The organism is Chitinophaga sp., from assembly GCF_039596455.1.
GTDB lineage: Bacteria > Bacteroidota > Bacteroidia > Chitinophagales > Chitinophagaceae > Chitinophaga.
Genome location: NZ_JBCNJR010000002.1, coordinates 573,580 through 595,251, shown reverse-complemented (window position 1 = coordinate 595,251; position 21,672 = coordinate 573,580). Strand labels below are relative to the sequence as shown.

At 57.1% G+C, this 21,672-nt stretch carries 13 protein-coding genes; 5 read left to right on the top strand and 8 right to left on the bottom strand.

All coding sequences use genetic code 11. From position 1 onward, the window contains the following. The first annotated feature begins 207 nt into the window (after positions 1-207). The 5 genes from ABDW36_RS12065 to ABDW36_RS12045 are packed head-to-tail and all read left to right on the top strand — an operon-like array spanning position 208 to position 8,728. A complete protein-coding gene (locus ABDW36_RS12065) occupies positions 208-2,619 on the top strand; it encodes a hypothetical protein (protein ID WP_343702156.1) in 2,412 nt (803 codons plus the stop codon). Continuing rightward, the gene (locus ABDW36_RS12060) at positions 2,594-3,856 is read left to right on the top strand and encodes a hypothetical protein (RefSeq protein WP_343702155.1); all 1,263 of its coding nucleotides are present in this window, start codon (positions 2,594-2,596) and stop codon (positions 3,854-3,856) included. Before ABDW36_RS12065 ends, ABDW36_RS12060 begins: the two co-directional genes overlap by 26 nt. A 20-nt stretch (positions 3,857-3,876) precedes the next feature. After that, positions 3,877-4,080: a hypothetical protein gene (locus ABDW36_RS12055; RefSeq protein WP_343702154.1), complete on the top strand. Its 204-nt coding sequence runs from the start codon at positions 3,877-3,879 to the stop codon at positions 4,078-4,080. 19 nt (positions 4,081-4,099) lie between these two features. Further along, positions 4,100-5,296: a hypothetical protein gene (locus ABDW36_RS12050; RefSeq protein ID WP_343702153.1), complete on the top strand. Its 1,197-nt coding sequence runs from the start codon at positions 4,100-4,102 to the stop codon at positions 5,294-5,296. 33 nt (positions 5,297-5,329) lie between these two features. Further along, positions 5,330-8,728: a hypothetical protein gene (locus tag ABDW36_RS12045; protein WP_343702152.1), complete on the top strand. Its 3,399-nt coding sequence runs from the start codon at positions 5,330-5,332 to the stop codon at positions 8,726-8,728. A 148-nt stretch (positions 8,729-8,876) separates the two neighbouring features. On the opposite strand, the gene ABDW36_RS12040 is transcribed toward ABDW36_RS12045, so the two are convergent. Genes ABDW36_RS12040 through ABDW36_RS12005 form a run of 8 tightly spaced genes read right to left on the bottom strand, consistent with a single transcriptional unit; the run spans position 8,877 to position 21,593 of the window. Further along, positions 8,877-9,620, bottom strand: a complete 744-nt coding sequence (locus ABDW36_RS12040; RefSeq protein ID WP_343702151.1) for an RraA family protein — start codon at positions 9,618-9,620, stop codon at positions 8,877-8,879. A gap of 12 nt (positions 9,621-9,632) precedes the next feature. Then, complete coding sequence (locus tag ABDW36_RS12035) at positions 9,633-10,916, bottom strand: MFS transporter (protein WP_343702150.1); 1,284 nt, start codon at positions 10,914-10,916, stop codon at positions 9,633-9,635. Positions 10,917-10,919: 3 nt separating this feature from the next. Next, positions 10,920-13,763: a sugar-binding domain-containing protein gene (locus ABDW36_RS12030; RefSeq protein WP_343702149.1), complete on the bottom strand. Its 2,844-nt coding sequence runs from the start codon at positions 13,761-13,763 to the stop codon at positions 10,920-10,922. Further along, entirely contained in the window at positions 13,760-14,560 is an 801-nt protein-coding gene (locus ABDW36_RS12025) for an SDR family oxidoreductase (protein ID WP_343702148.1), read from the bottom strand. Before ABDW36_RS12025 ends, ABDW36_RS12030 begins: the two co-directional genes overlap by 4 nt. 12 nt (positions 14,561-14,572) lie before the next feature. Continuing rightward, on the bottom strand, positions 14,573-15,763 hold the full coding sequence (locus ABDW36_RS12020; RefSeq protein ID WP_343702147.1) for an enolase C-terminal domain-like protein: 1,191 nt from the start codon (positions 15,761-15,763) through the stop codon (positions 14,573-14,575). A gap of 15 nt (positions 15,764-15,778) precedes the next feature. Continuing rightward, positions 15,779-17,098, bottom strand: a complete 1,320-nt coding sequence (locus ABDW36_RS12015; RefSeq protein WP_343702146.1) for an endo-1,4-beta-xylanase — start codon at positions 17,096-17,098, stop codon at positions 15,779-15,781. Position 17,099: 1 nt separating this feature from the next. Beyond that, positions 17,100-18,548, bottom strand: a complete 1,449-nt coding sequence (locus ABDW36_RS12010; RefSeq protein ID WP_343702145.1) for a RagB/SusD family nutrient uptake outer membrane protein — start codon at positions 18,546-18,548, stop codon at positions 17,100-17,102. Between the two features lie 27 nt (positions 18,549-18,575). Then, complete coding sequence (locus ABDW36_RS12005) at positions 18,576-21,593, bottom strand: TonB-dependent receptor (RefSeq protein WP_343702144.1); 3,018 nt, start codon at positions 21,591-21,593, stop codon at positions 18,576-18,578. Between the last annotated feature and the right edge of the window lie 79 nt (positions 21,594-21,672).

The window sequence follows — 21,672 nt, the reverse complement described above, 5'->3', positions numbered from 1 at the left end:
AACAGTTTATTGTCTCTACTTTCGTACGGCAGGCGTACAGCATTGATACGCCGAAGCAGCTATTCAGGACAACGAGACACAATGCACTGCTGCCACCCCAAAAATTCCGCAGCACCCATGCATGCAGCAAATCAACACGGAAGCTCCAGACCGAACAGGCGTGGATGAATTGAACACTGAGTGTTTACACCCCAAAATAATTTTAATATGGACACACCTTTCCTGTTATTCCCCAATCTTGAGCGGGAAACAACCCGGGAACCCATCCCCGACAATCTCAACGGCTATGCCGAAAGCCCTTTCCTACACGTAAGCAAGCTGAACGGGAAAACCGCCGGCAGCGACCAGAAGGCCGAAAGTTTTGTTTCCATCATGAATGAACTGCACGATGACGAGTTTAACGAACAGCTGGAAGACCTGCTGAACGAAGTAAAAGACTTCCAGGAACGTTATCTCTCCCGCGAGCAATACATGAATAATGAACATTACACGCGCCAGCTCACGCAAACCTACTACCAGCCGCTGGTACGGGAAGTAGACGCCTTCCTTGACACCATGGCGAGGGAAGGCTACGAAGCAGACAGCTCCTCCAAAACGCTCGACGAGGTAGAGGAATCCCTCACCAGCTACGAGTTCAACACCACAGACCTCACCGAAGTGCAGGAACAGTTCCTGGGCGGCCTGAAAAAGCTGGCCAAAAAAGCCGTAGGGGCTGTAGGCAAGATCAAAAAAGGCATTGTGAAAGTGGGCAAGGTAGCCGCCAACCTGGCGCTGGGCCCTATCTTCAACCGCATCAAAGGCGTCATGAAAAAGTTCCTCATGGGTATGCTGCAGAAAGGCATGCACCTGATACCGGCGCAATACCGCGGCATTGCCCAAACTTTGGCCGGTAAAGTACTGCCGCCCGCCCTGCGCCCCGTAGTACCTGCCCCGGCGCCCACCGTGCCCAACACCGCCATGGCTCCCACAGCGGCGCCAGACCCTGACACCACGCTGGATACGGCGGAGAATATACAAGACGGCATGAACGCCGCCACCGCGCAGCTGCTGATGGCAGACAATGAAGTGGAATGGAAAACGATGGAGGCAGACCTGGACAACCTGCTGGCAGACCGTGGCGATTCCGCGTATGACCCTTCCGCCGGCGCGCGGGAAACATTCGTCACTGCGCTGGGCGAGCTGGAAGACGGAGAAAGCCCCGCCCCTGCCGTAGAGAACTTTGTAGCGGCCGTTACCACCGCGCTGAAATTCGCCATGCCGCTGGTGGGCCGCGAAAGGCTGAAGGGATGGGCCGTTTCGCTCATCAGCAAACTGATAGGCCCGCTGGTAGGAACACAAAATGCAACAGCGCTCTCCCGCCTGCTGGTAGATAAAGGCTTTACCATGCTCAATTTGGAAACAGGCGGCACTGCGGGCGCCAACGGCGCCGTGGCGGAAGTGGTGGAAAACACCCTCCGCCAGATACCGGAATTCCCGCAGTATGTGCTGGAAGACCGGCAGCTGTTTGAGCGCTACGTGGTGAACGCCTTTGAGCAATCTGCCGCCGCCTACCTGCCGGACGTGTTACCGGAACAGGCTTACCAGGCGCAGCCCGCCCTCCGCGAGTCTAATGAACACTCCGTGATGTGGAAGAATGAAGAATCGGAGGAGCCTGATGGCAACAAGATATTGAGTGAAGTGATAGACACCGAGCTGACCCCATATACGGCCGCCGAGATCCGCACCTTTGGCGGCATTCCCCTCAGCGTGTTCCTGCGAGACAAGCTGGGCGTCAACGTTACCTCCACCATTCCCGTGCGGGTGCATCTCTTTGAGTCCGCTCCGCGGCGTGACCTGTACCAGATAGCGCAAAAGGCCAAAGGCGTACGCGGCCTGGGCAGCGGCGCGCGCAGCGCCTGGATGCAGCTGCACCCCCTCACCTCTGTAGCCGCCGGCCTGCTGATGCGTGAGCCGGGCCTGGGCTGCAAAAAGAAACAATGCCTGCAGCAGCGCAAGAGCGGCCGCGGCCACCGGTACTACTATCTTGAAATAGACGGCGCCAGGCCGCAGTACTTCCAGCCGCTGACAGGCAAGCAGGTATTGCGCCGGCACACGCAGCTGCGTGCACTGCTCAACTTCCCGGCCAGCGAAGCGGCGCTGACACTGTACCTCAGCGAGCACGATGCGCAGGCCATTGCCGCCTGCCTGCGGAAAAAGAACCAGCCCGAAGCCGCGCATATCATGCTCATGATGGCGCTGCGCAACGGTCTGAAACATCTTTTCTCCTACGGCAAGTCTGACTACCTGCGCGTTGTTCACCCGAAGGTGATACCGGGCAGCCGCTCCGGCGGGGCGGCAGACCAGGTGCCGCCGGTCATCCTGCAAGCCTTCAGCAACGCGGCAACAGACTGGGCGGGCAAAGGCCTCATCACCTTCCTCCGCGAGCAGGCGGCGCAGTTCATCAGCGCCGCGGAAGACCATGCAGACGGCGTAAGCCTCCGCATCGCTTTCATTCAGCCGCCGGATATGGAGGTGCTGAAAGAAGCCTTTGCCGGCAACCTCTCCGGCCTCCGCGAACAACTGTTTTCCAGCCAGCCTTCCCAAACCGTGATACATGCAAGCGCAGGTTACCAGCATTGATACGCCGCCCCGTTACCGCGCATCGCTGATACAGGCCAATCACTGGCTGGAAGCGGCGCGGCGGCTCCTCAACCTGGATGCGCTGGCCGGCCCCTCCTCCTGGAAGGGACTGGAGCTGTACGTGCAGCCCGGCCTCCGGCGGGAGCTGCAGGGCACCGTGGAAAGACTGGTGAAGAAGGGTGATGCCATGATGGCCAATGTGCAGGATACCACGCTGCCTTATCATCACCGTACAGCAGCCATAGAACAGTTCAAACGCACCTATTGCCAGGTGGAGCAGCTGCTCGATTTTTACGCAGACGCACTGGTAACACGCACTACGCCTGAAACCACCGCCATGCTCAAGGCCTGCGACTATATGGCCGGCCACAGCATGCGGGCGCTGCTGCAGCCGCTGGGCATTCCCACGCCCGCCGTTATCACCTATCTTGACAGCGGCATCGGCGCCTCCATCTTCAAGGCAGGCATGCCCCTGTGGGATAACCTGGAAAGCCCCGTGGCAGCTATCAAGGTAACGCGGCATAACCTGCTGCGGCCCACGGCGCTCATTCATGAAGCCGGCCACCAGGTGGCGCACCTCACCGGCTGGAATGCCGAGCTGGCCGCCGCCCTGCGCATCGGCCTCAAAAAATACGGCCTGCAGTTTGCCAACAGCTGGGCCGCCTGGGCCTCAGAAATAGCGGCAGACATCTTCGCGTTCGTACATGCCGGTTTTGCTTCAGTAGCCGCCCTGCACGATGTGGTAGACGGCGCCTCCCGCGAGGTGTTCCGCTATGCCGCCGGAGACCCGCACCCCATCAGCTTCCTCCGCGTGCTGATAGGCACGGAGTGCTGCCGCCAGTGTTACGGCACCGGCATGTGGGACCAGATGGAAAGGCAATGGAAGAAAAAACACCCGCTTACCGCGGCCAGGCCTTCCACGGCGCAGCTGGTCAGCGCCTCACTGCCGCGGCTGCCGGAAATTGTGCGGCTGCTGCTTCAATACCCTTTCCGCGGCTTCGGCAGCAAAAGCATTACCCAATGTATAGACGCCGGCGCTGCGCACCCTGAAGCGCTGCAACGTACGGCCGCCGCCAGCGGAGAGGCATTCTACACCTCCGCCCCGCTGCTGCTGCGCGGGCCCATGGCCAGGCTGGCCTGGAACGGCTACCAGATCATTGCAGCACCCGCCAGGGCGCCTTTCTACCTGCAGCAGCAACAAGCCTGGATGCTGCTGCTGGGAAACTCGATTCAATAACCCCTTTCAAATAAAATATCATGTCAAAAGAAAAAACAACTCCTGAAGTGCCGGTACTGACCGATCCTAAAGCTACCGCCCTTACAACGCTCGCAGCAGACCCCATTCCGCCCGCCGTACTCCTGTTCGGCCGTTATGTGAAACTCCTGAAAGGAGAACCGGAGAAGGTCTGGAATTACTTTAACCTTGAGCTGGCCCGCTGCCAGCCCGGCGTTATTCTCTAACCCCATAAAACACAAGATCATGTTCAGAAGAATTGTTTATACCGCAGAAAACTCGTTCACCAACGCACTCATCAGCGACCCTTCCAAGGCCGTTACAGACCGGGCAGACCGCCTGTTCAACCTGCACCCTTCCGAGGTGTACGCCCTGCTGGAGGCTGCCTGGTCTTTCCGCGTACGCGGCAACTTCCCCTCCGGCCACCCGGAAAACAAAACCGGCCTGCGCGGCCTGCCAGACAGCATCACTGCATTGTTTGACACTTCCTGGCTCAACAGCAGCCTTTTTGTAACACAGCCCAATGGCGTGTGTACCGGCCATTCCCTCTGGGACCACCTGATCTATGCCTACGTAATAGAGTCTACCCAGGTGTACAAAGTGTTCCGCAAGCTGGTGGAGAATTATGCCAAGGGCGATTTCGAGATCAACCTCACGCAGGAGGTGCTGCAGTGGCTGCACAACACGGAAACCCTCTGGTTTGCAGACCCGCCGGTGCTCTCTTCTTTCAACATGGTGAGCCACCTGCGGTCAGACATGTACCTCACCCGCTGCGGCCTTTACTACCGCTTCTTCGGCTTCCCCCTGCCGGGAGATGAGCAGCTGCCTTATTACAAGGCCAAATCATCCCACCTCAACTACCGCCGTTCTTTTGAGCGTTTTGCGGAAGAAGTGTGGATCGGCATCGAGAACGAAGTGAACACCACCGGCAGACGGCCTATAGATGATGCGGCCATTGCCTTCAGCGCGTACGAGATGCAGAAGAACTTCCTCTCCCAGCGCAACAATGGAGACATCACCAAGCAGGAATTTTTCTTTGTGTCTATGATGTCATGGTTCCACCTTTCGCTGGAATACAACAGCCCCATTGTGAGGGCCTTTGGTATCAACGAGCAAAGTCCCGCCCAGCGCCTCTTTGCCCTGGCCAACATTGTGGGCGTACCCGCCAACGGGCTCAGCGAGAACCTGTTCCGCCTGTCAGACAACATGAGCATCCTGCTCACCATGGTAGAAAGCGGCATTTTCAATGACGAGGCCAATGTACCGCAGCTGTACAGCAACACCTCGCCCATTTCCGCCGTGATGAAACAGATCATCTTCAACTACTCACATGTGTCTGGCAACAACCTGAAGGCAAGGGCCGTAAAAACGTACGAAAGCATGCCGCTGCCGAAAGGGAACGGTATAGCGGTAGGCAACGGGCAGCCCGCGCTGCTTTCCTGACACCTCATTTCATCACTGAACAAAACATTGTTTATGGATAACCATAGGCCGGAAGACTCTATCCTGGACCAGGAAGATTTTTCCCCGTACAACCGGTTCCGCCGGCGCCAGCACCGCAGGGTGTGGCTCCGGCGGGAAGACGGCAGCGAAATGGAGCTGGATTCCCCCTTCCTGTTCCCGGAGCTGGCAACAGCCGCCGAAACCGTCATGGAACCGGAAGCGCCCTCTTCTTCCGCCACAGCCGCCCTGCCAGCCATACCAGACGGTGTGGTACGGCAGTGGGGCACGCGCCAGCAGATGGCCGCGCATATTGAAAAGCTCACTTACGCAGCATTGCCCAGGCTGGGCGCCAAAGCTACATCTGTCATGAGCAAGGCGGAAAAAAGCGCCTTCACCGCCATGTGGGAGCGCATCCGCAGAAAACTGCTCGATGCCCGCAAAGCGCTCATCACCGGCGGTTTTATTCCAGCGCTGAGCGGCAAGGAAGATCTGCCTTTCGGCTTTGTGAAAGGCACCTATGGCTCTTACACCGGCGCGGGCAGCAGCAGCAAACTGCTGCAGGCAGAACGGGCAGACAAGGCCATTGCCCGCCTGCACGCCAGCCGCCGCTTCCCACTCACGCAAGATCAGCTGGACATCATACAGCGGATGGCCAACGTTGAATCTGGCGGGCGCATACAGGTGCTCAACGCCTATGACGGCGGCCTGGTAAGCTTCGGTTTCCTGCAGCTCACCCTGCATGTAGGCAAGCTGCAAGCCCTCATCCAGATGGCGCCGGATGCGTTCAAAAAATACGGCATTGCGCTGGACCCCTCTGCCAAATACACCTTCGGCGCCAACGGGAAACACCCTGCCATTGGAGGCGTGAGCAACGCCAACCGCTCACAGCTGCGGTGGAACGGCTGGGCGGAAAGGTTCTATTACGCCGGCTTCGACCCGGACATTATTGAAGCGCAGGTGAAGTACGCCATCAAGTACCTTGACACGCAGCTGGCCGGGCTGAAACGCCGGCTGAAAGCAAAGCTGCCCGCCTCTTACACTACCATCTACAACATCTTCTATAACAACTATTACCAGCAGAACGCCTACATCCGCGGCCTGTTCCAGGAAAGCTTCAACAACAACCCCGCCCGCTCCGTGAACGCCGTGGCGGAAGCGGTCACCAAGTTCGCCACCACCCATCCCGGCGCCACCGCCTGGCTGGAAAAATACAAGAGCGTCCTGGAAAGCAAAGGCTGGGAACGGCTGGTGAAAGAAACCGCCAAAGGCGCTACCGTACAGCTCAGCAACCCGCAGCCCGTGAAAGAGCTGGAATTTGAAGAAGACGATGAATTTGAATTGGCGGAAAGCGAATTTGAAGAACAAGACGATGTCTTTGCAGGTGAAATGGATGATGAAGAAGGCCACGAAGAAAACGAATATGACCCTGAACAGGAAGATGAAAACTATGACGACAGCGAAATGGAATATGAAGATGCTGACGCGGATGAATTTGAGGCCATGGATGATGAAGAGGCGGAATACCTGACCTCGGACGTAGTGGAAAACGAAGAGGATGAAGAGGAGTACCTGCTTGCTGAATTGGAAGGGGAGGAAGAATTTGAAGATGATGAAGAACTGATGGAGAGCGAATTTGAAGAGGACGGCGAGTTTACGGACGATGAGTTTGAAGACGATGAATTCCTTTTCCCCGGACCGGAGCATGAAACTACTGCTGCCGTCAAAGGCACCACCGTTTACCTGGATGTAAGCGCCGTCAGAGGCCACAAACGGAAAACCGGCGCATTCCTGCCGGACACGTTCAAACCCTCCGCCACCGTCAACATACTGGTATACCTGCATGGCCTCTACCAACGGGGAGATGAAACCAATGGCATTGCCGCCTACTGGAAACACTATGCCAACATCCCGGAGCTGTTTTACAGCAGCGGCAAAAATGCCATCCTGCTGGCCCCTACCCTGGGCAGCAACCCGCAAAGCAGCCTTGTGATGTTCAGCAGCGCAGGCTTCTTTGACAAATACATACAGGCCTGCCTCACCGCGCTCAAAGCCAAAAACCTGCTGCCGCAGGAGGCAACGCCGGGCAGCATCATCATTGCGGGCCACTCCGCCGGCGGCAAGCCTATGAGCGGCATCCTGCACGCGCGCAACAAGCTGCTGGCCAACATTTCCGAATGCTGGGGTTTTGATTGCCTGTACGGGTATTACTTTGACGGCTGGCTGCAAAAAGACCGGCAGAAGCACATCCTCTATCATTACTGGGCGCATAACAGCAAGGGCGCCAAAAGCCGCCCCGCCATCAACGGAGATGCCCTGCAGAAAAAGCATCCCAACATGCGCAACATTGCGCCCAAGGCGCGCACAAACCATCAGAACATCATTGCCTACGCGTGGAAGAACGAGATCAACCAGCGCCCCTGGTTTGACAGCTCGCCACAGCAACAACAGGAAAACGAGGCCCCGGCCGCGCTCAAGCTGGTGAAGCTGCCGCTGTACACGGGCCCCATCACTATTGTGAAGGCTGATAAAAAAGCGAAGCTGGCGGAGCTGAACGAAGCGCCTTCCGTTTACCTGAAGGCCATTGTAAAAGCCGCGGGGCAAGACCCTGACAAGTGGTTTTCCAGCTTTACGCGCGTGTCTTTCCTGGGCAGGGAGCTGAAGCCCGGCCAGTACGTGCATATTTCGCTGGCCCGGCTGCTGCAGCAAACGGAAGCGAAGTTCATGGAGCAATACCCCGGCAAAAGCGCCACCGCCATTGGTGATGCGCTGGGCCTTACGCAGGAAGGAATGGCCGCCTCCAGGGGCACCTCTTCCACGGCCACGTATTCCTATCACATGTTCGGCCTGGCGCTGGACATCAATTACAACGGCAACCCGTACATCCAGCCCGGCGCCCACGCGGCTTTCAACCAGTTCATGAAAAAAGTGGGCCTGCTGAATACCGGCAGCGCCATCCCTGTGGTGAACTGGGCAGCCTGGGCCAGCAACTCCCTCAAACCGGAAGATTACATGCGTATGTATGATCAGTTTGCCGTGCTGGACAAACACCTGGAACGGTATTTCAGCTACCTGGAAAGCCCCGCCGCGCTGCAGGCCCGGCTGGATGCCGCTCAAAACGGCTACTGGTACGGCAAAACGCTGCAACAGGCCACGGCCGTCATCAAAAAAGACCTGAAAGACCTGACCAAGGCCTGGAAAGGCACCCGCAGCAACCCCGAAGCTATTTTCCGCAAAGGCGGTTTCCTGGCCCTCTCGCGCGAGTTTGTAGAAGGCATGGTGAAGGCCGGCTTTGACTGGGGCGGGCGTTATGGAGATATGATGCACTTCGATATGCGCACTACGGGCGTGGGCGCCAAAATTGAAGCTGCCAAGAATGCCTATATCAGTAAAAAACGGAAAGAGGCCGCTGCCAAATATCTTGCTTTAGTTTAATGCTGCTTCAGGTAACCCCAAGAAGAGGCATCCCGGATTCTTCCGGGATGCTCTTTTTCTTTTACGGCAGTGATGCTCTTCCAGGTCTCAACCGCGCATTAAAACAAAAAAGCGGCATCACCAGGTGATGCCGCCTGAGCGGGCGCTTTTAAAAGTACCCGCCTTTGTCTGAAATGTCTTTGACAGATTGCCCTTCTTTCACCCAGCCGAAAATCAGCTGCTCGTTTTCCCTGATCTCTTCCGCACGCAGCAGTACGTTGTAGGCAATGTCTCTCGGCACTATCAGCACGCCGTCAATATCGCCCAGCACCACATCTCCGGGGCGCACCAGCACGTCTCCTATCACCAGCGGGGTTTGGTAGTGGGTAATGAGGCAGCGGCCCAGGCTGCCGTTGGATATCCTGTATTTGTAGAACACCGGGAACTCTGCCGCCAGTATCTGGTGCGTATCCCTGATGCCGCCGTCTATGCAGGCGGCCTTTACTTTTTTCCCTTTGGCCGTGGCCGTCATCACGCCGCCCCACAGCGTGGCCTTTTCGTCTTTGCTGGTATCCCAGACCACAAAAGCGTCTTCCCTGATCTCGTCCAGCATCTTCACCCTGAACTCCATTTCGCCGCTGATCATGGCATTGGGGGCGCTTTTTACGGTAAAGGCAAAACCTGCTACCGTTCTGTATTCACGCAGGGGAACAATGTGATTGGGCAAGGCCTGGTTTAACAAACAATGTTCCCGCAGCACGTCATTGACCGCGCCGGTGTACAATTGCTCAAACCGCTGCAGCAGCTCTTTGTCGGGAATGGGGAAAGTATTGGCAGGAATAGTTTGCCGGCTCTCGATCAGTTTTTCCAGGTTCATCATGCCCACTTCTTTCTTATATTGGTCAACACTCATAATAATAGATATTTAGTTTAGTGAAATGCTTTTTTCATAAGCCTTGTCTTTCCCGAAGAAGACGTACGCTGCCAGGCCCAGCAGCGCAGCCCCCAGCACGTAGCTGGCAGAAAGCCAGGCCAGGCTTGCCTCCAGGCCCAGTGTGGGTTTTAATATGCCCAGTATCAGCGGCGCAAAAGCGCCGGCCAGGAACGCTCCCATCAGCATAATGCCGGAAGAGGAAGAGCGCATGTTATGCGGCGCTATTTCATACAGTGACGCGAAGATGTTGGAGTCATACACCCCTCTGAAAACGCCGAACAGGAACAGCGCCGTGTAGATGACAACCAGCGTGTGGCCCGCCGCCATCCAGTAAATGAAGGGCGCGCCCAGCAGCAGGCCTGCACATTGCACCAGCAGCCGGTTGCGGCGGTTGATCTTTGCCGTGGCGTCCGCTATTTTCCCGCCGGCCAATACGCCCAGGAAGGCCCCGGCATGATGGTAAAACATGGATGAAAAGCCGGCATCCGTCAGGCTCAGCCCGAACTTTTCCACGAGGAACGAAGGCATCCAGGTGAGGTAGCCTACATTCACAAATACCATGCAGGCAAAGGCGCCGGTGAGCAGCAGGAAGGTGGGCTTGCGCAAGATCACTTTGGCCGTGGCCGCAATGCTGACGCCCTGCTCCGCCACTACCGGCCGGTCTTTGCTAAGCCGGAAGAAGATCACGAAGGCGAGCACAATGCCGAAGGCGCCGAACACAAAGAAGGCGTTGCGCCAGCCGTAGTGCTCACCGATGTACCCGGCAATGAGGCCGCTCAGGATGATGCCGGCATACACGGCCGTTTGATGCAGGGCCAGGGCGGTAGAGCGGTTGCCGGCGTAACGCTCGCTGAGCATGGCATTGGCGGAAGGAGCGTAGAAAGCTTCTCCTCCCCCGGTGGCAAAACCTCTCAGCACCAGGAACTGGATGAGCGTGGAGCACAGCCCGGTAGCCAGCGTGGAAAAGCTCCAGAAAAGCAGGCTGAAGCCGATGATGCTTTTGCGGGAGATCCGGTCTCCTGTAAAGCCGGCTACGGGCACCAGCAGCCCGTACGTCCACACCAGCGCGGAGGCTATCAGGCCCAGGTCTGCGTCTGACAGGGCCAGCTCCGCCTTGATGAGGGGCAGCACCACGCTGAATATCTGCCGGTCTGCCTGGTTCAGGAAGAAGGCCAGCCATAGCAGCACCAGCAGCTCCCAGCGGTAGCCGCCGGCTTGTTTCACCTGCACGTCAGGAGCAAGCGTTTTATCTTGAATGTTCGGGTTTGCCGTCATCATTTATAATTTTGCTTTTACCGGCGGCGCGTTCCAGGCCTCTGCCGTAATCATGTTCCCTGCTTTCTTTTCCCGCCAGTGCACCTTCAGCGTGATCTCCCGTTTTTCTCCGGGCATCAGCCAGTAAAAATTATCCGTGGCCGTAAAGGCGCGTTTGGCGCCTGTTACATCAAGCGTGGTCATAAAGGCAGGTATCTTTCCGTTGTTGGTGACCACGGCCCGTATAACGGCGGCTTCATTGTTCAGCCGGTTGTGTTGTACAACGGCCAGCTGCAGCGAGGTGCGCGTTTTGCCCACGGTGGGCCGCAACCAGGGGCCTTTCTCCAGCGTGGGCCAGGGGTTGGATTCCCGCAGGTAGGCCTCATAGAAAGAAGCATCTTCCATCTGGCTTAATACGCGGGGGTAGTAGAACGAACGGGATACCAGCTTGCCGCTGGCGTCTTTCAGTTCGGCCAGCAGGAACAGGAAGCGGTCTTTATACGTGGACGGTATCAAAAAGCTGTCTATCGCCGTATCCGTCACGGAAGTGCCTGCCGCAATGCTGACCGGTTGCTCATAGGCAGCCAGTTGCCGGAAAGCATCGTCATATACGCGAATGGTGATGCCTGCGCCGGGTATGGCCTGCGGCAGGGCGTGCGTGATCTTTGTGCGCAGCGTGATGCGCTCCCCTGCTTTCCAGAGCAGGCGGGGAATATCGATGGCCACATGCGTAGGCTCATACGTGCGTTTCAGGAAATAATAAGGCGCGCCGGGCTGCCCGAACCAGTCCATCAGCTGGATGGCTATCACCGGCCAGTGGCGTTTGAACACCCAGGGCATCAGGCCGGTGGTGACCGGGTAATTGCCCTGCACCTTCTCCGACATCACCTGGTAAAATTCTCCGGCGCCGATTTGTGTAGCCTCTGCTATGGCTTCAATGGTGGGGTTAGACATATCTGTGATATGGGAGGCGCGGCTCAGCATGCGCGGCACGCGGCCGGGGCCGTACTCCGCAAAGTGATGGATCAGCTCCTGGTGGCCCGCCGCAAAACTTTTATCCCACATCTTGCCCAGGTCAAAGAACTCTTTGTCAGATACCAGCTCCCGCAGCAAACCGGCCTCCGGCATGCTGTGCATGCCTGTTTCAGACATCCAGGGTATATACCGGAAATTGGGTTTGTACCATACGGGGTCCATGTCAGGATAGGAATGCATGCTGCCGGCATCCGGCGTGGTGCGCACAAACAGGCGGGTATCATCGAAGGTATGCAGGCTTCTTTCCAGGATGCCGATGGTGGCGGCGTTGCCGTAGGAGTACGGATTGAACTCGTTGCCGCCGCACCATACCGCCAGGCTGGGGTGGTTGCGCAGCCTGAATATGTTCTGCACTACCTGCGCCTCCCAGATATCCTGCGGGTAGCCGGGCGTATCCTGGTTGCCGATAGGAAAATCCTGCCACACCATAATGCCCAGCTCATTGCAGATCCTGTAGAAATCATCTGTTTCCAGCAGGCCGCCACCCCATACGCGTATCAGCTGCACGCCCATGTCCCTGGCCGCTTCCAGCGCCCAGCGGTAACGCTCCGGGGAAAGGTCCAGCAGTACGTCTGCGGGCGTCCAGTTCATGCCTTTCACAAAAATTTTGCGGCCATTCACCACAAACTGCCAGTTCTGCCAGCGGTCTGCGGTGCGCGGGCCGGCGGAGGGCACTTGCTCAATGGTGCGGATGCCGTATTCGAAAGACAGGCGGTCTATCACCTGCGCTCCCTTTTTGAGGGCAATGCGCACGTTGTAGAGCGGCTGCTCTCCCATGCCCGCGGGCTGCCAGATGGCAGGGGTATTTACGGTAATATCTTCTTCCAGCCAGTTGCGGCCTTCGTTAATATGCAAGGGTATTTCTTTTACCGCCGCTACCTTCCCATTTTTATCAACCAGCTCCACCGTTACCTGCAACGCTTCTTTCACCGGCACTACGGGCGGCACTTTGGTGTCCCAATGCAATATCTGCGTGTTGTTCCAGGGGTGCAGCCGTTGCTGCAGGGAATGCGCGTTGGCCAGCACTTCCATGGAAAGATGCAGGGAGGCTTTTGATGGCGTCAGCTGCCGCGTAGTGAGGAAGGGGCGCTCCAGGTGGTAGGGCGGCACTACTTCCAGCCGCACGCCGCGCCACATGCCCACAGAGAAAAACGCTTCCGCCCCGGAGCCGCCGGAAATGATCCAGGGTTTGATGATGCGGCCGCTGGCCCTGGGGTTGTAGCCGGTGCGTTTGCTGTAGTCTTTTTCTCCCGTGGCGTTCCTGGGCAGGTTATCTGCATCGGTGGCCTTCTGGCCCCAATTGCCTGCTCTTACTTCTACCGTGATCTTGTTTTTGCCGGGCTTGAGCCATTTGCCGATCTCCGCGTCCGGCCCGGCAAACATGCCTTCATGCGTACCGGCCAGGCTGTCGTTCACCCACACTTTGGCAAAATAATCGATGCCGTCAAAGCAGAGGAACACCAGGTCTCCGGGGTTTGCGGCCGGCGCCTGGAATTCCCGCTGGTAGTACCACACTTTTTCGTCCAGCCACTTGTACAGGTTGGCGTTCATGTTGTAGTACGGGTGCGGCAATTTGCCAGCCCTGAAAAAAGACCAGTGTACGGAAGAAGGCACGGCCGTTGTGAACGGTTCTTTCCTTGCGGCCAGCTCCTGCAGGGAGGTGATGGGCTTGTCCATATAAGACAGCTCCCAGCTGCCGGAAAGCGTTACATGCTGCGCGCCTTCGCGCGGTGTAATGCGGAACGGCTGCCAGAGCGGCTTTACCGTGTCTTGCGCCCATACCGCGGCGGTAATGGCCAGGCTGATGCTGAATATTATTAATTGCTTCATCATGTGTTTTGATCTTTAGTGGTGTAAGGCGCGGCTTTGCCGTAGCCTCTCATCAGCAACAGGCCGCCGTCTACCGTAATGGTGCTGCCGGTCATATACCGGTCGTTCAGCAGCATGCTGCTCACCACGGCGGCTACTTCTTCCGGCAGGCCGAAGCGGCCCATAGGTATGCCGGCGTTCACCTCTTGCAGCAGCTCCGGCTGCTGGCGTACGCCGGCGTTGATGTCTGTTTCCACCGCGCCCACTGCAAATGAATTGACCCGGATGTTATGCGGCGCCAGCTCCATGGCGGCGCTTTTGACCATAGACTCCAGCGCCGCCTTGGAAGCGCCGTAGGCAGAAAGGCCAATACCGGGGCGGATGCCGTTTACAGACGTGATGCAGGCTATGCTGCCGCCGCGGCCTTCCTCCACCATGTGCCGGGCAATGGTCTGCATCAGGAACAAAGCGCCTTTGTAATTGACGTTCATGAACCCGTCTACATCTTCCGGCGTATTGTCCAGGAAATGTTTTTTGTAAGACACGCCCGCGTTATTGACCAGCACATCAATGCCGCCCCAAACGCCCCAGGCGGCGTGGCCGAGGGCTATGGCGGCTTCGGGGACGGACAGGTCTGCCTGTAACGCCGCCGCCTCTACGCCGTGCTGCCGTATGGCCTGCACTACCGCTTCCGCTTCAGCGGCTTCGCGCTTGTAGTGCACAATAACGTTCAGCCCTTGCGTGGCCAGCTGCAATGCAATGGCTTTGCCTATTCCGCGTGACGCGCCGGTAACCAGCGCCGTTTTTCTTGCTTCCGTCATGAGAGTACGCTTTTACAGTCCGCCAACAGTGGGGAACCAGTCAGGCCGCCGCGGGTCTTGATGGAACCGGGCGTAGTAGTCCCCTTTTTCTTCGTAATATTTTTCGTAGAACTTCATTTTCTCTTCATCCAGCGCAACGCCCAGCCCCGGCCCTTCCGGCACTTTGATGCAGCCGTTGCGGTACGGCATGAGCCCGCCCTGAATAATATCATCTGTGAGGTAGTGATAGTGCGCGTCTCCTGCAAAGTTCATGGTAGGAATGGTGGAGGCCGTGTGCAGCATGGCGGCCAGCTCAATGCCGAACTCCGCGCCGCTGTGCATGGCTATGCCCAGGTTGAAGGTGTTGCAAACGGCTACCAGGTCTTTCACGCCGCGCGGGCCTTCCCAGTAGTGAATATCTGTCAGCACAATGTCTACCGCGTCCATACGTATGGCCGGCGCCAGGTCTTCAAAACGGGCGGGGTACATATTGGTGGCAATGGGTATCCTGATCTGCTTCTTCACGGCGGCATTGCCTTGCAGGCCCCAGGCCGGGTCTTCAAAATATTCTATGTTCAGCGCTTCCAGCCGCTGCCCTATACGCACGGCCGTTTGAACAGACCATACGCCGTTGGGGTCTATGCGCAGCCCGAAATCGTCACCCAGCTCTTTCCTGCACAGCTCCAGCACGCGGGCTTCTTCCCCAGGGTCTTTCACACCGGCTTTCAGCTTCATGGCTTTTACGCCCAGGGTTTCATGCAGCTCCGTACAAAGGGCCGCCAGGTCTTCCGCCTTTTCATCATCTCCCCCGCCGGGCCGATTGTACCGCCAGAAGAGGTAGGCTATCATGGGAATTTCCTGCCGTACGCTGCCGCCCAGCAGGTCACTCAGCGGCCGGCCCAGCGCCTTGCCCTGTATGTCCAGGCAGGCCATTTCAATGGCGGCGTACAGGCGGGCGTTAGACATGTAGTAAATGCTCCGCAATACCTTCAGCTTGATCATTTCAAGATGAAAGGGGTCCATGCCGACAATGCGCGGTTTCAGCTTCTGCAGGGCGGCGCGCTGGTCTCCCCCGCCTACTTCTCCCAGGCCGGTGATGCCTTCATCCGTCACCACTTCCAGTATGGTACGCAGAAAGTAGCCCGGATGCACGCCGGTGTTATGCCGCAGCTGCGCATTCAGCGGAATGGCCACGCATCTTGTTCTGATGTCTATGATTTTCATCGGTAAAATTTATTATCACAATTGGATGGTCCTGTCGCTTTCTTTTTCCAGGCGTACGATGCGCGTAGTTACCTTCTTCCCTTTTTTGATGCTGATCTCATATTCCCCGAAGAAGCCGTCAAACGTCAGCTGTTGGCGGCCGGCCGTTTTTTCGGTGAAACGGGTTTTCCATTCCTTGTTGATGAGGCTGTCCAGCACATGGTACGATGGTTTGGGAGACAGGTCTTCATTCAGGAAGCCGCCGCGCCATTTGTCTTCCCCGGCCAGGGCCGTACCGTCTGCCACGTTCCACCAGATGATGGCTTCCGTGGCCGGGTGGCTGAACCAGAGGCGGTAAAAGTTGCGCGTCATTTTTGCCTGCAGCTGCGCGCCCGCTTCATTAGCCGGCAAGGTGGGCAGCGTGATCTCTGAAATATGTAAGGGCTTGCCGAAGCGGCCGTACAGGTCCAGCACGTTAAAAAGTTCTGCGGGCGTGAATGCTTTTCCCGCCGCCGCGCCGGCATGCGCCTGCTCGCTGAAAAAGTGGAACTGCAGGCCGATGGCATCAATCCTGGCTCCCTTGCAGAGCAGTGATGCTATCAGCAGGTAATAAGGACTGTACTCCCGCCGGTATTGCTGCCATACGGATGTTACGTCGTTGATCATCAGCTTGGCGGAAGGAGGAAAATATTTTTGCGCGTCCAGGAAAGCCTTCAGCGCATAGTTTTCCGGCAGCAGTACATTGGCGTGGGTTTGCCCCACTTCATTCACCACGTCCCAGGTCTGGATGGCCGTACCGTACCTTTCTCCCAGCTCTTTGATCCTTTTGGTGACCAGGGGTTGTATGGCCGCGGTATCTGCGGGCAGCCAGTCCGGGATGGAATGGACGGTATGGTCCCACAGGAGGGTGTGCCCCTTTGGCGTTATGCCGTTAGCCTTGCAAAAGGCCAGCACGGGGTCTGGCGGCGGGCGGCGGTAAATAACGGGGCTGCCGGCGCCATAACGCAGCTGGCCCTGCTGCGGCTCCAGCGTTTTCCAGTAAAAAGGCATACAGGCCAGGTTGAACAGCGATGTAAATACCTGCTCGTACCGGCGGTTCTTTTCCTTGTCCGCAAAACCGTTCAGCATAAAAATATTGGCGCCGAACTGGTACTGGTGCTTTACCTGCCGCACCGTTATTTCTTCCGCGCCGCCTGCGGGCAACAGCAAAGTGAACGCGCCCATGCGGTTAGCCTTGATGCCTTGCTGAATGCGCTGCTCCACTACAGGGTCGTTCCAGAGCGAGTCATAGCGGCTTTGCGCGGCCGCGGCCAGTGGAAGGAACAGGCAACAGAGAATGGTGATCTTCTTCATCATTTCAATATCCGGGATTTTGATCTTTAACAGGGTCTAATGCTTTGTTATAGTTCATTTCAGAAAGCGGCACGGGCCAGAGCAGGTGTTTGTCTGCCACCGTTTTGCCTTTCACCTGCTGCACCACCGTTTTGGCAATGCCCATGCGTTTCAGCTCCAGCCATCTTTTGGCCTCATACACGGTTTCATAACCACGCTCTTTCACCACCAGGTTAAGGAAACCTGCGGCATCATAGTCTGCCAGCTTGTAGTCACCGGCGTCTGCCACCAGCGGGTTGAGCCCGTAGGCACGCCGGCGCACCATATTGAGGCGCTCCACGGCCAGCGCGGTGGGGCCGCTGTTGGCCTTGCAGGCAGCCTCCGCGTAGAGCAGCAGCACATCGGAATATTTGTAGAGAGGATAATCATTACCGGCGGAGAGCTGCGTAGCCGCCACCGGGTCCTTAAACTTACGGAAAAGCACGGAAGTTGCTCCCAGGCCTATGTTATAGGAATATAAATTGAACGGTTTCCGCAGATCGGCAGGGTCCCAGTTTTTAATGACGCTGTTCTGCACCGTGTCTGTATAATGCGCGTAAAACCCGCCCGCACCGTGGTACTTTGCGCCGGGGTGGTGGGCAAACATCACCATCTGCCAGCCCTGGCTGCTGCCGGAGCGGCTGAACTTGAGGTAAAATATTTCCTCCGGGCTGGTTACCACGTCCGCGCCATAGATCTTGTCAAACTCTGCCGCAGTGGCTACCGGCACCAGTGCATATTTGCCGGAGGCAATCACTTCGTCTGCCCGGGTCATGGCTTCCGTGTTTTCGTTCAGGGTAATATGCACATCCGCCAGCAAGGCCCTGGCCGCCCATTTGGTGGGCCTGCCCGCAATAGCGGCCGCATCCGGCAGGTCTGTTGCTGCCTGCTGCAGATCATCTTTGATGAGCTGGTATACCGCCGCCTCCGGGCTGCGCGCCAGGTTGGCCTCTTCCATATTGCTTTCCGTTCTCAAAGGCAATGCCCCCCAGTTCCTCACCAGGTGGAAGTAGGTAAAGGCCCGCATGAACCTTGCTTCCGCCACGTACTTCTTAATGTCCGCCTCACTGATGGCGTTGCCGTTGGGCGCATTGAGAATTACCAGGTTGGCGTTGCGAACGGCCCTGTAGAAAAGATCCCAGATCTGGCCGGAGCGCGTGATATTGGTGTTGTCAAGACCGGCGTATTCATTCAGCGGCTGATAGCTGCCCCTCCCGTAAATGTATTCGCCGTAGGTTTCCAGCTGCGCGGGGTAGAGGCCGCCCATGCAGCTTTCGTTCCGCAGCGGGCCAAAGATGGCGTTCACCGCGGTTTCCACTTCAGCCGCCGTATTATAGAACTGCTCTTCCGCTACAGACTTGGGCTCTTCCTTCAGGTCCTTGCTGCAGGATGCCAGCGCGGCGCAGGCTATTATGGCTATCATCAGTTTTTTCATTGTTGTCCGTTTTTTTCATGATGAAAATCAAAACCCGCATCTTATGCCCACCGTCACCGCCTTGAAGGGCGGGTAGCTGTAGTGGTCTATGCCCTGGCGGATGGAGTTTGAACCGCCGTAACTGTTGATCTCAGGATCGTACCCGGAATATTTGGTGATGGTGACCAGGTTTTGCCCGCTTACATACAGCTGCGCCGTGCGGAACCATTTCACCGCCTGCTGCACCGGCAGGTTGTAAGCCAGCTGGATGTTCTTCAGCCGTACATAAGAACCGTCTTCCACAAACCGGTCAGATATCTGCGCGGAGGTGGTGCGGCTGATCTTCGGGTATTTGGCGTTGGGATTTTCAGGCGTCCAGTGGTTGTTGTAAACGTCTACCGGCATGTTGAGGCCGAAGCCATAATCAAGCGTCTGGTTCACGGCGGTGAGATTGAAGATGTCGTTGCCCTGGGAGCCTTGTATGAATACCGTCAGCTCAAAGTTTTTCCAGGTAGTGCTGCTGTTGAGGCCGTAAATAAAAGCTGGATTGGGATCACCGATGAATTTTTTGTCACCGGCGTTGATCACGCCGTTCTTGTCCTGGTCAACATACTTGATCTTGCCGTTGGCGTCATACCCGTCTTCCACATAGCCGAAGAACTTGCCCAGCGCTTCCCCTTCCCGCAGGCGGTTAATGTAATCATTCACTACCGTGATGTTGATGCTGCCTCCCAGTACGTCTTCCCCGTTGTACAGTTTCACGATCTTGTTCCGGTTAATGGCCAGGTTGCCAGACAGGCTCCAGGTAACGCTTTTGGAGCGCACCACGTCTGCTTCCAGCATCAGCTCAAACCCGCGGTTCTGCATTTCCCCGATGTTGCGGATAGTATTGGTATACCCCAGGGAAGACGGCAGAGACACGGTGTTGAGCAGGTCTCTCGTGTTCTTGATATAATAGTCCACACCCGCTCTCAGCCGGTTGTCCAGCAGGGCCAGGTCAAGCCCGATGTCTGTCTGCTCCGTGGTTTCCCATTTGAGTGACGCCGGCAGCCGGCTGCCGGGCGCATACATGGTAAAGATGGCATCTCCGAAAATGGTTTGGCCGGTGGTGAGCTGGTTGAGGGTGAAGTAGGGTGAAATGGCCGTGCTGCCGGTATTGCCCCAGCTGGCACGGAGTTTCATATCGGATATCCACGGTACGTTTTGCAGGAAACTTTCTTCAGACACCCTCCACGCCAGCGCAGCGGCCGGGAAATAGCCCCATTTGTTCTGCTCGCTGTAGCGGGAAGAGCCGTCTGCGCGGAAGCTGACCGTAGCCAGGTATTTGTCCCGGTAGCTGTAGTTAAGCCTGCCCAGCCCGGAAATGAGCGTCCATGCGGAATAAGAGGAAGTAGGCACCCCCGGCGTGCCGGCCGCTTCAAGGTCATACGGGCCTTGAATGTTGCTGATAAAGCCGCTGCCGCCGCCGCCCACCGCGTTGGTTTTATAGGTCTGGTAGGTAAAACCGGCGGTAGCGCTGAGGCTGTGCTCCCCGAAAACCTTGATATAGTTAATAATATTCTCGTTCAGGATGCTGGTAACGTTAGATGAGCTGACGCTGCCGCTGCCGGTGGTGGTGTTGGAAACAGTACCGTTAGACGAGGTGAAGCCGTTGGTATACACGTTCGTGAAATTGTCTTCATTCTCGATGCCACCGGATACCTTAACAGACAGGCCGTCAACCGGCTTGTAGGTAACCGCCACATTGGCCAGCACCTTGTTGGCGCGCACGTTGTCAGACGCTTCCCGGATATTGGCCAGCGGGTTGATGATCACGTTGGAGATGAACGGGTACGAAGTAGCCAGGTTCCTGTACGCGCCGTTGACAAAAGGCGAGAGCGTAGGCGGCGCGGACACCATGGCGGAAATAAGGGAACCGCCCCTGTTGCCCTGCCCGGAATTTTTGCGGGAAGATTCTACCCTGGTGAGGTTGGTGGAGTAACTGACAGACAGCTTCGGACTAACGTCCTGCTCTACATTGCCGCGAAGGGAGTAGCGGTTGTAGTCGCTGCCGCGGATGATGCCGCCCTGCCTGAACACGCCGCCTGACACGGAATAGCGGGCTTTATTGCCGCCGCCGCTCAGGGTGAGCACGGTGTTGTACTGGGGCGCGTTCCGCAACACTTCGTCTTGCCAGTCTGTACCTTGCACCCCGGCCAGACTGTCTACCACCTGGTCTGAAAAATACGGCGCCACGTTGTCATTCTTTGCCTGCTCATTGTAGAACTGCGCATACTGATGGGCGTTCATCATGTTCAGCTTGTTGGTAACGCTTTGCACCGTGTAGCCGAACTCTGCATCTACCTGCGGCGCGCCTGTTTTCCCTTTTTTAGTAGTGATGATCACTACCCCGTTTGCGCCGCGGGAGCCGTAAATGGCCACGGCGGAAGCGTCTTTCAGCACCTCCATGGACTCTATGTCCGCATTGTTCAGCAAAGACAATGAGCCGTTGAGCGGGAAGCCGTCTACCACATAAAGCGGTTCATTGCTGCCCTGGATGGAGTTGGTACCGCGGATGCGTACGCTGATGCTGCCGCCCGGCGAGCCGGAGTTCTGCATCACCTGCACGCCGGCCGCGCGGCCCTGGAGGGCTTGCAGCGGTGTGGTGGTGGCCACTATGCCGATGTCTTTGGCCTTTACCTGAGACACGGCGCCCGTGAGGTCCCGTTTACGCATGGAGCCGTAGCCTATCACTACTACTTCCCCCACCTGCGAGGCGGCAGACTGTAGCGTGACCGTAACCGGGCCAAAGCCGGTGTAAGGCACCTCCTGCCTGGCATAACCGAGCATACTGAATACAAGCGTGCCGCTTCCCGGCGCGGCCGGCAGGCGGAACCTGCCGTCTTCATCTGTGGTGGCTCCCGTGGCGGAGCCTTTTAGTTGCACTGATACACCAGGTACGGGCGCGCCGTCAGGTGAGGTGACCCTGCCGGAAACTGCCGGGTCTTGCGCATAGGTGGGGAGGGTAATGCCCATAAGTACTGCACATATCAGTTGCAACAGTCTTTTTGCGGATCTGTTGACCATAACTGGAATTTTATATTGTAAAATATGATTTTACTATAATTACGAAAGTAGAATACTTTTTCAGTATTCCAAAACTTTA

Bases quoted from the DNA above. Each gene is read 5' to 3' on its own strand.
- ABDW36_RS12030 (WP_343702149.1), bottom strand. From the start codon at position 13,763: ATGATGAAGCAATTAATAATATTCAGCATCAGCCTGGCCATTACCGCC.
- ABDW36_RS12040 (WP_343702151.1), bottom strand. From the start codon at position 9,620: ATGAGTGTTGACCAATATAAGAAAGAAGTGGGCATGATGAACCTGGAA.
- ABDW36_RS12055 (WP_343702154.1), top strand. From the start codon at position 3,877: ATGTCAAAAGAAAAAACAACTCCTGAAGTGCCGGTACTGACCGATCCT.
- ABDW36_RS12060 (WP_343702155.1), top strand. From the start codon at position 2,594: ATGCAAGCGCAGGTTACCAGCATTGATACGCCGCCCCGTTACCGCGCA.
- ABDW36_RS12020 (WP_343702147.1), bottom strand. From the start codon at position 15,763: ATGAAAATCATAGACATCAGAACAAGATGCGTGGCCATTCCGCTGAAT.
- ABDW36_RS12050 (WP_343702153.1), top strand. From the start codon at position 4,100: ATGTTCAGAAGAATTGTTTATACCGCAGAAAACTCGTTCACCAACGCA.
- ABDW36_RS12015 (WP_343702146.1), bottom strand. From the start codon at position 17,098: ATGATGAAGAAGATCACCATTCTCTGTTGCCTGTTCCTTCCACTGGCC.
- ABDW36_RS12065 (WP_343702156.1), top strand. From the start codon at position 208: ATGGACACACCTTTCCTGTTATTCCCCAATCTTGAGCGGGAAACAACC.
- ABDW36_RS12025 (WP_343702148.1), bottom strand. From the start codon at position 14,560: ATGACGGAAGCAAGAAAAACGGCGCTGGTTACCGGCGCGTCACGCGGA.
- ABDW36_RS12045 (WP_343702152.1), top strand. From the start codon at position 5,330: ATGGATAACCATAGGCCGGAAGACTCTATCCTGGACCAGGAAGATTTT.
- ABDW36_RS12010 (WP_343702145.1), bottom strand. From the start codon at position 18,548: ATGAAAAAACTGATGATAGCCATAATAGCCTGCGCCGCGCTGGCATCC.
- ABDW36_RS12005 (WP_343702144.1), bottom strand. From the start codon at position 21,593: ATGGTCAACAGATCCGCAAAAAGACTGTTGCAACTGATATGTGCAGTA.
- ABDW36_RS12035 (WP_343702150.1), bottom strand. From the start codon at position 10,916: ATGACGGCAAACCCGAACATTCAAGATAAAACGCTTGCTCCTGACGTG.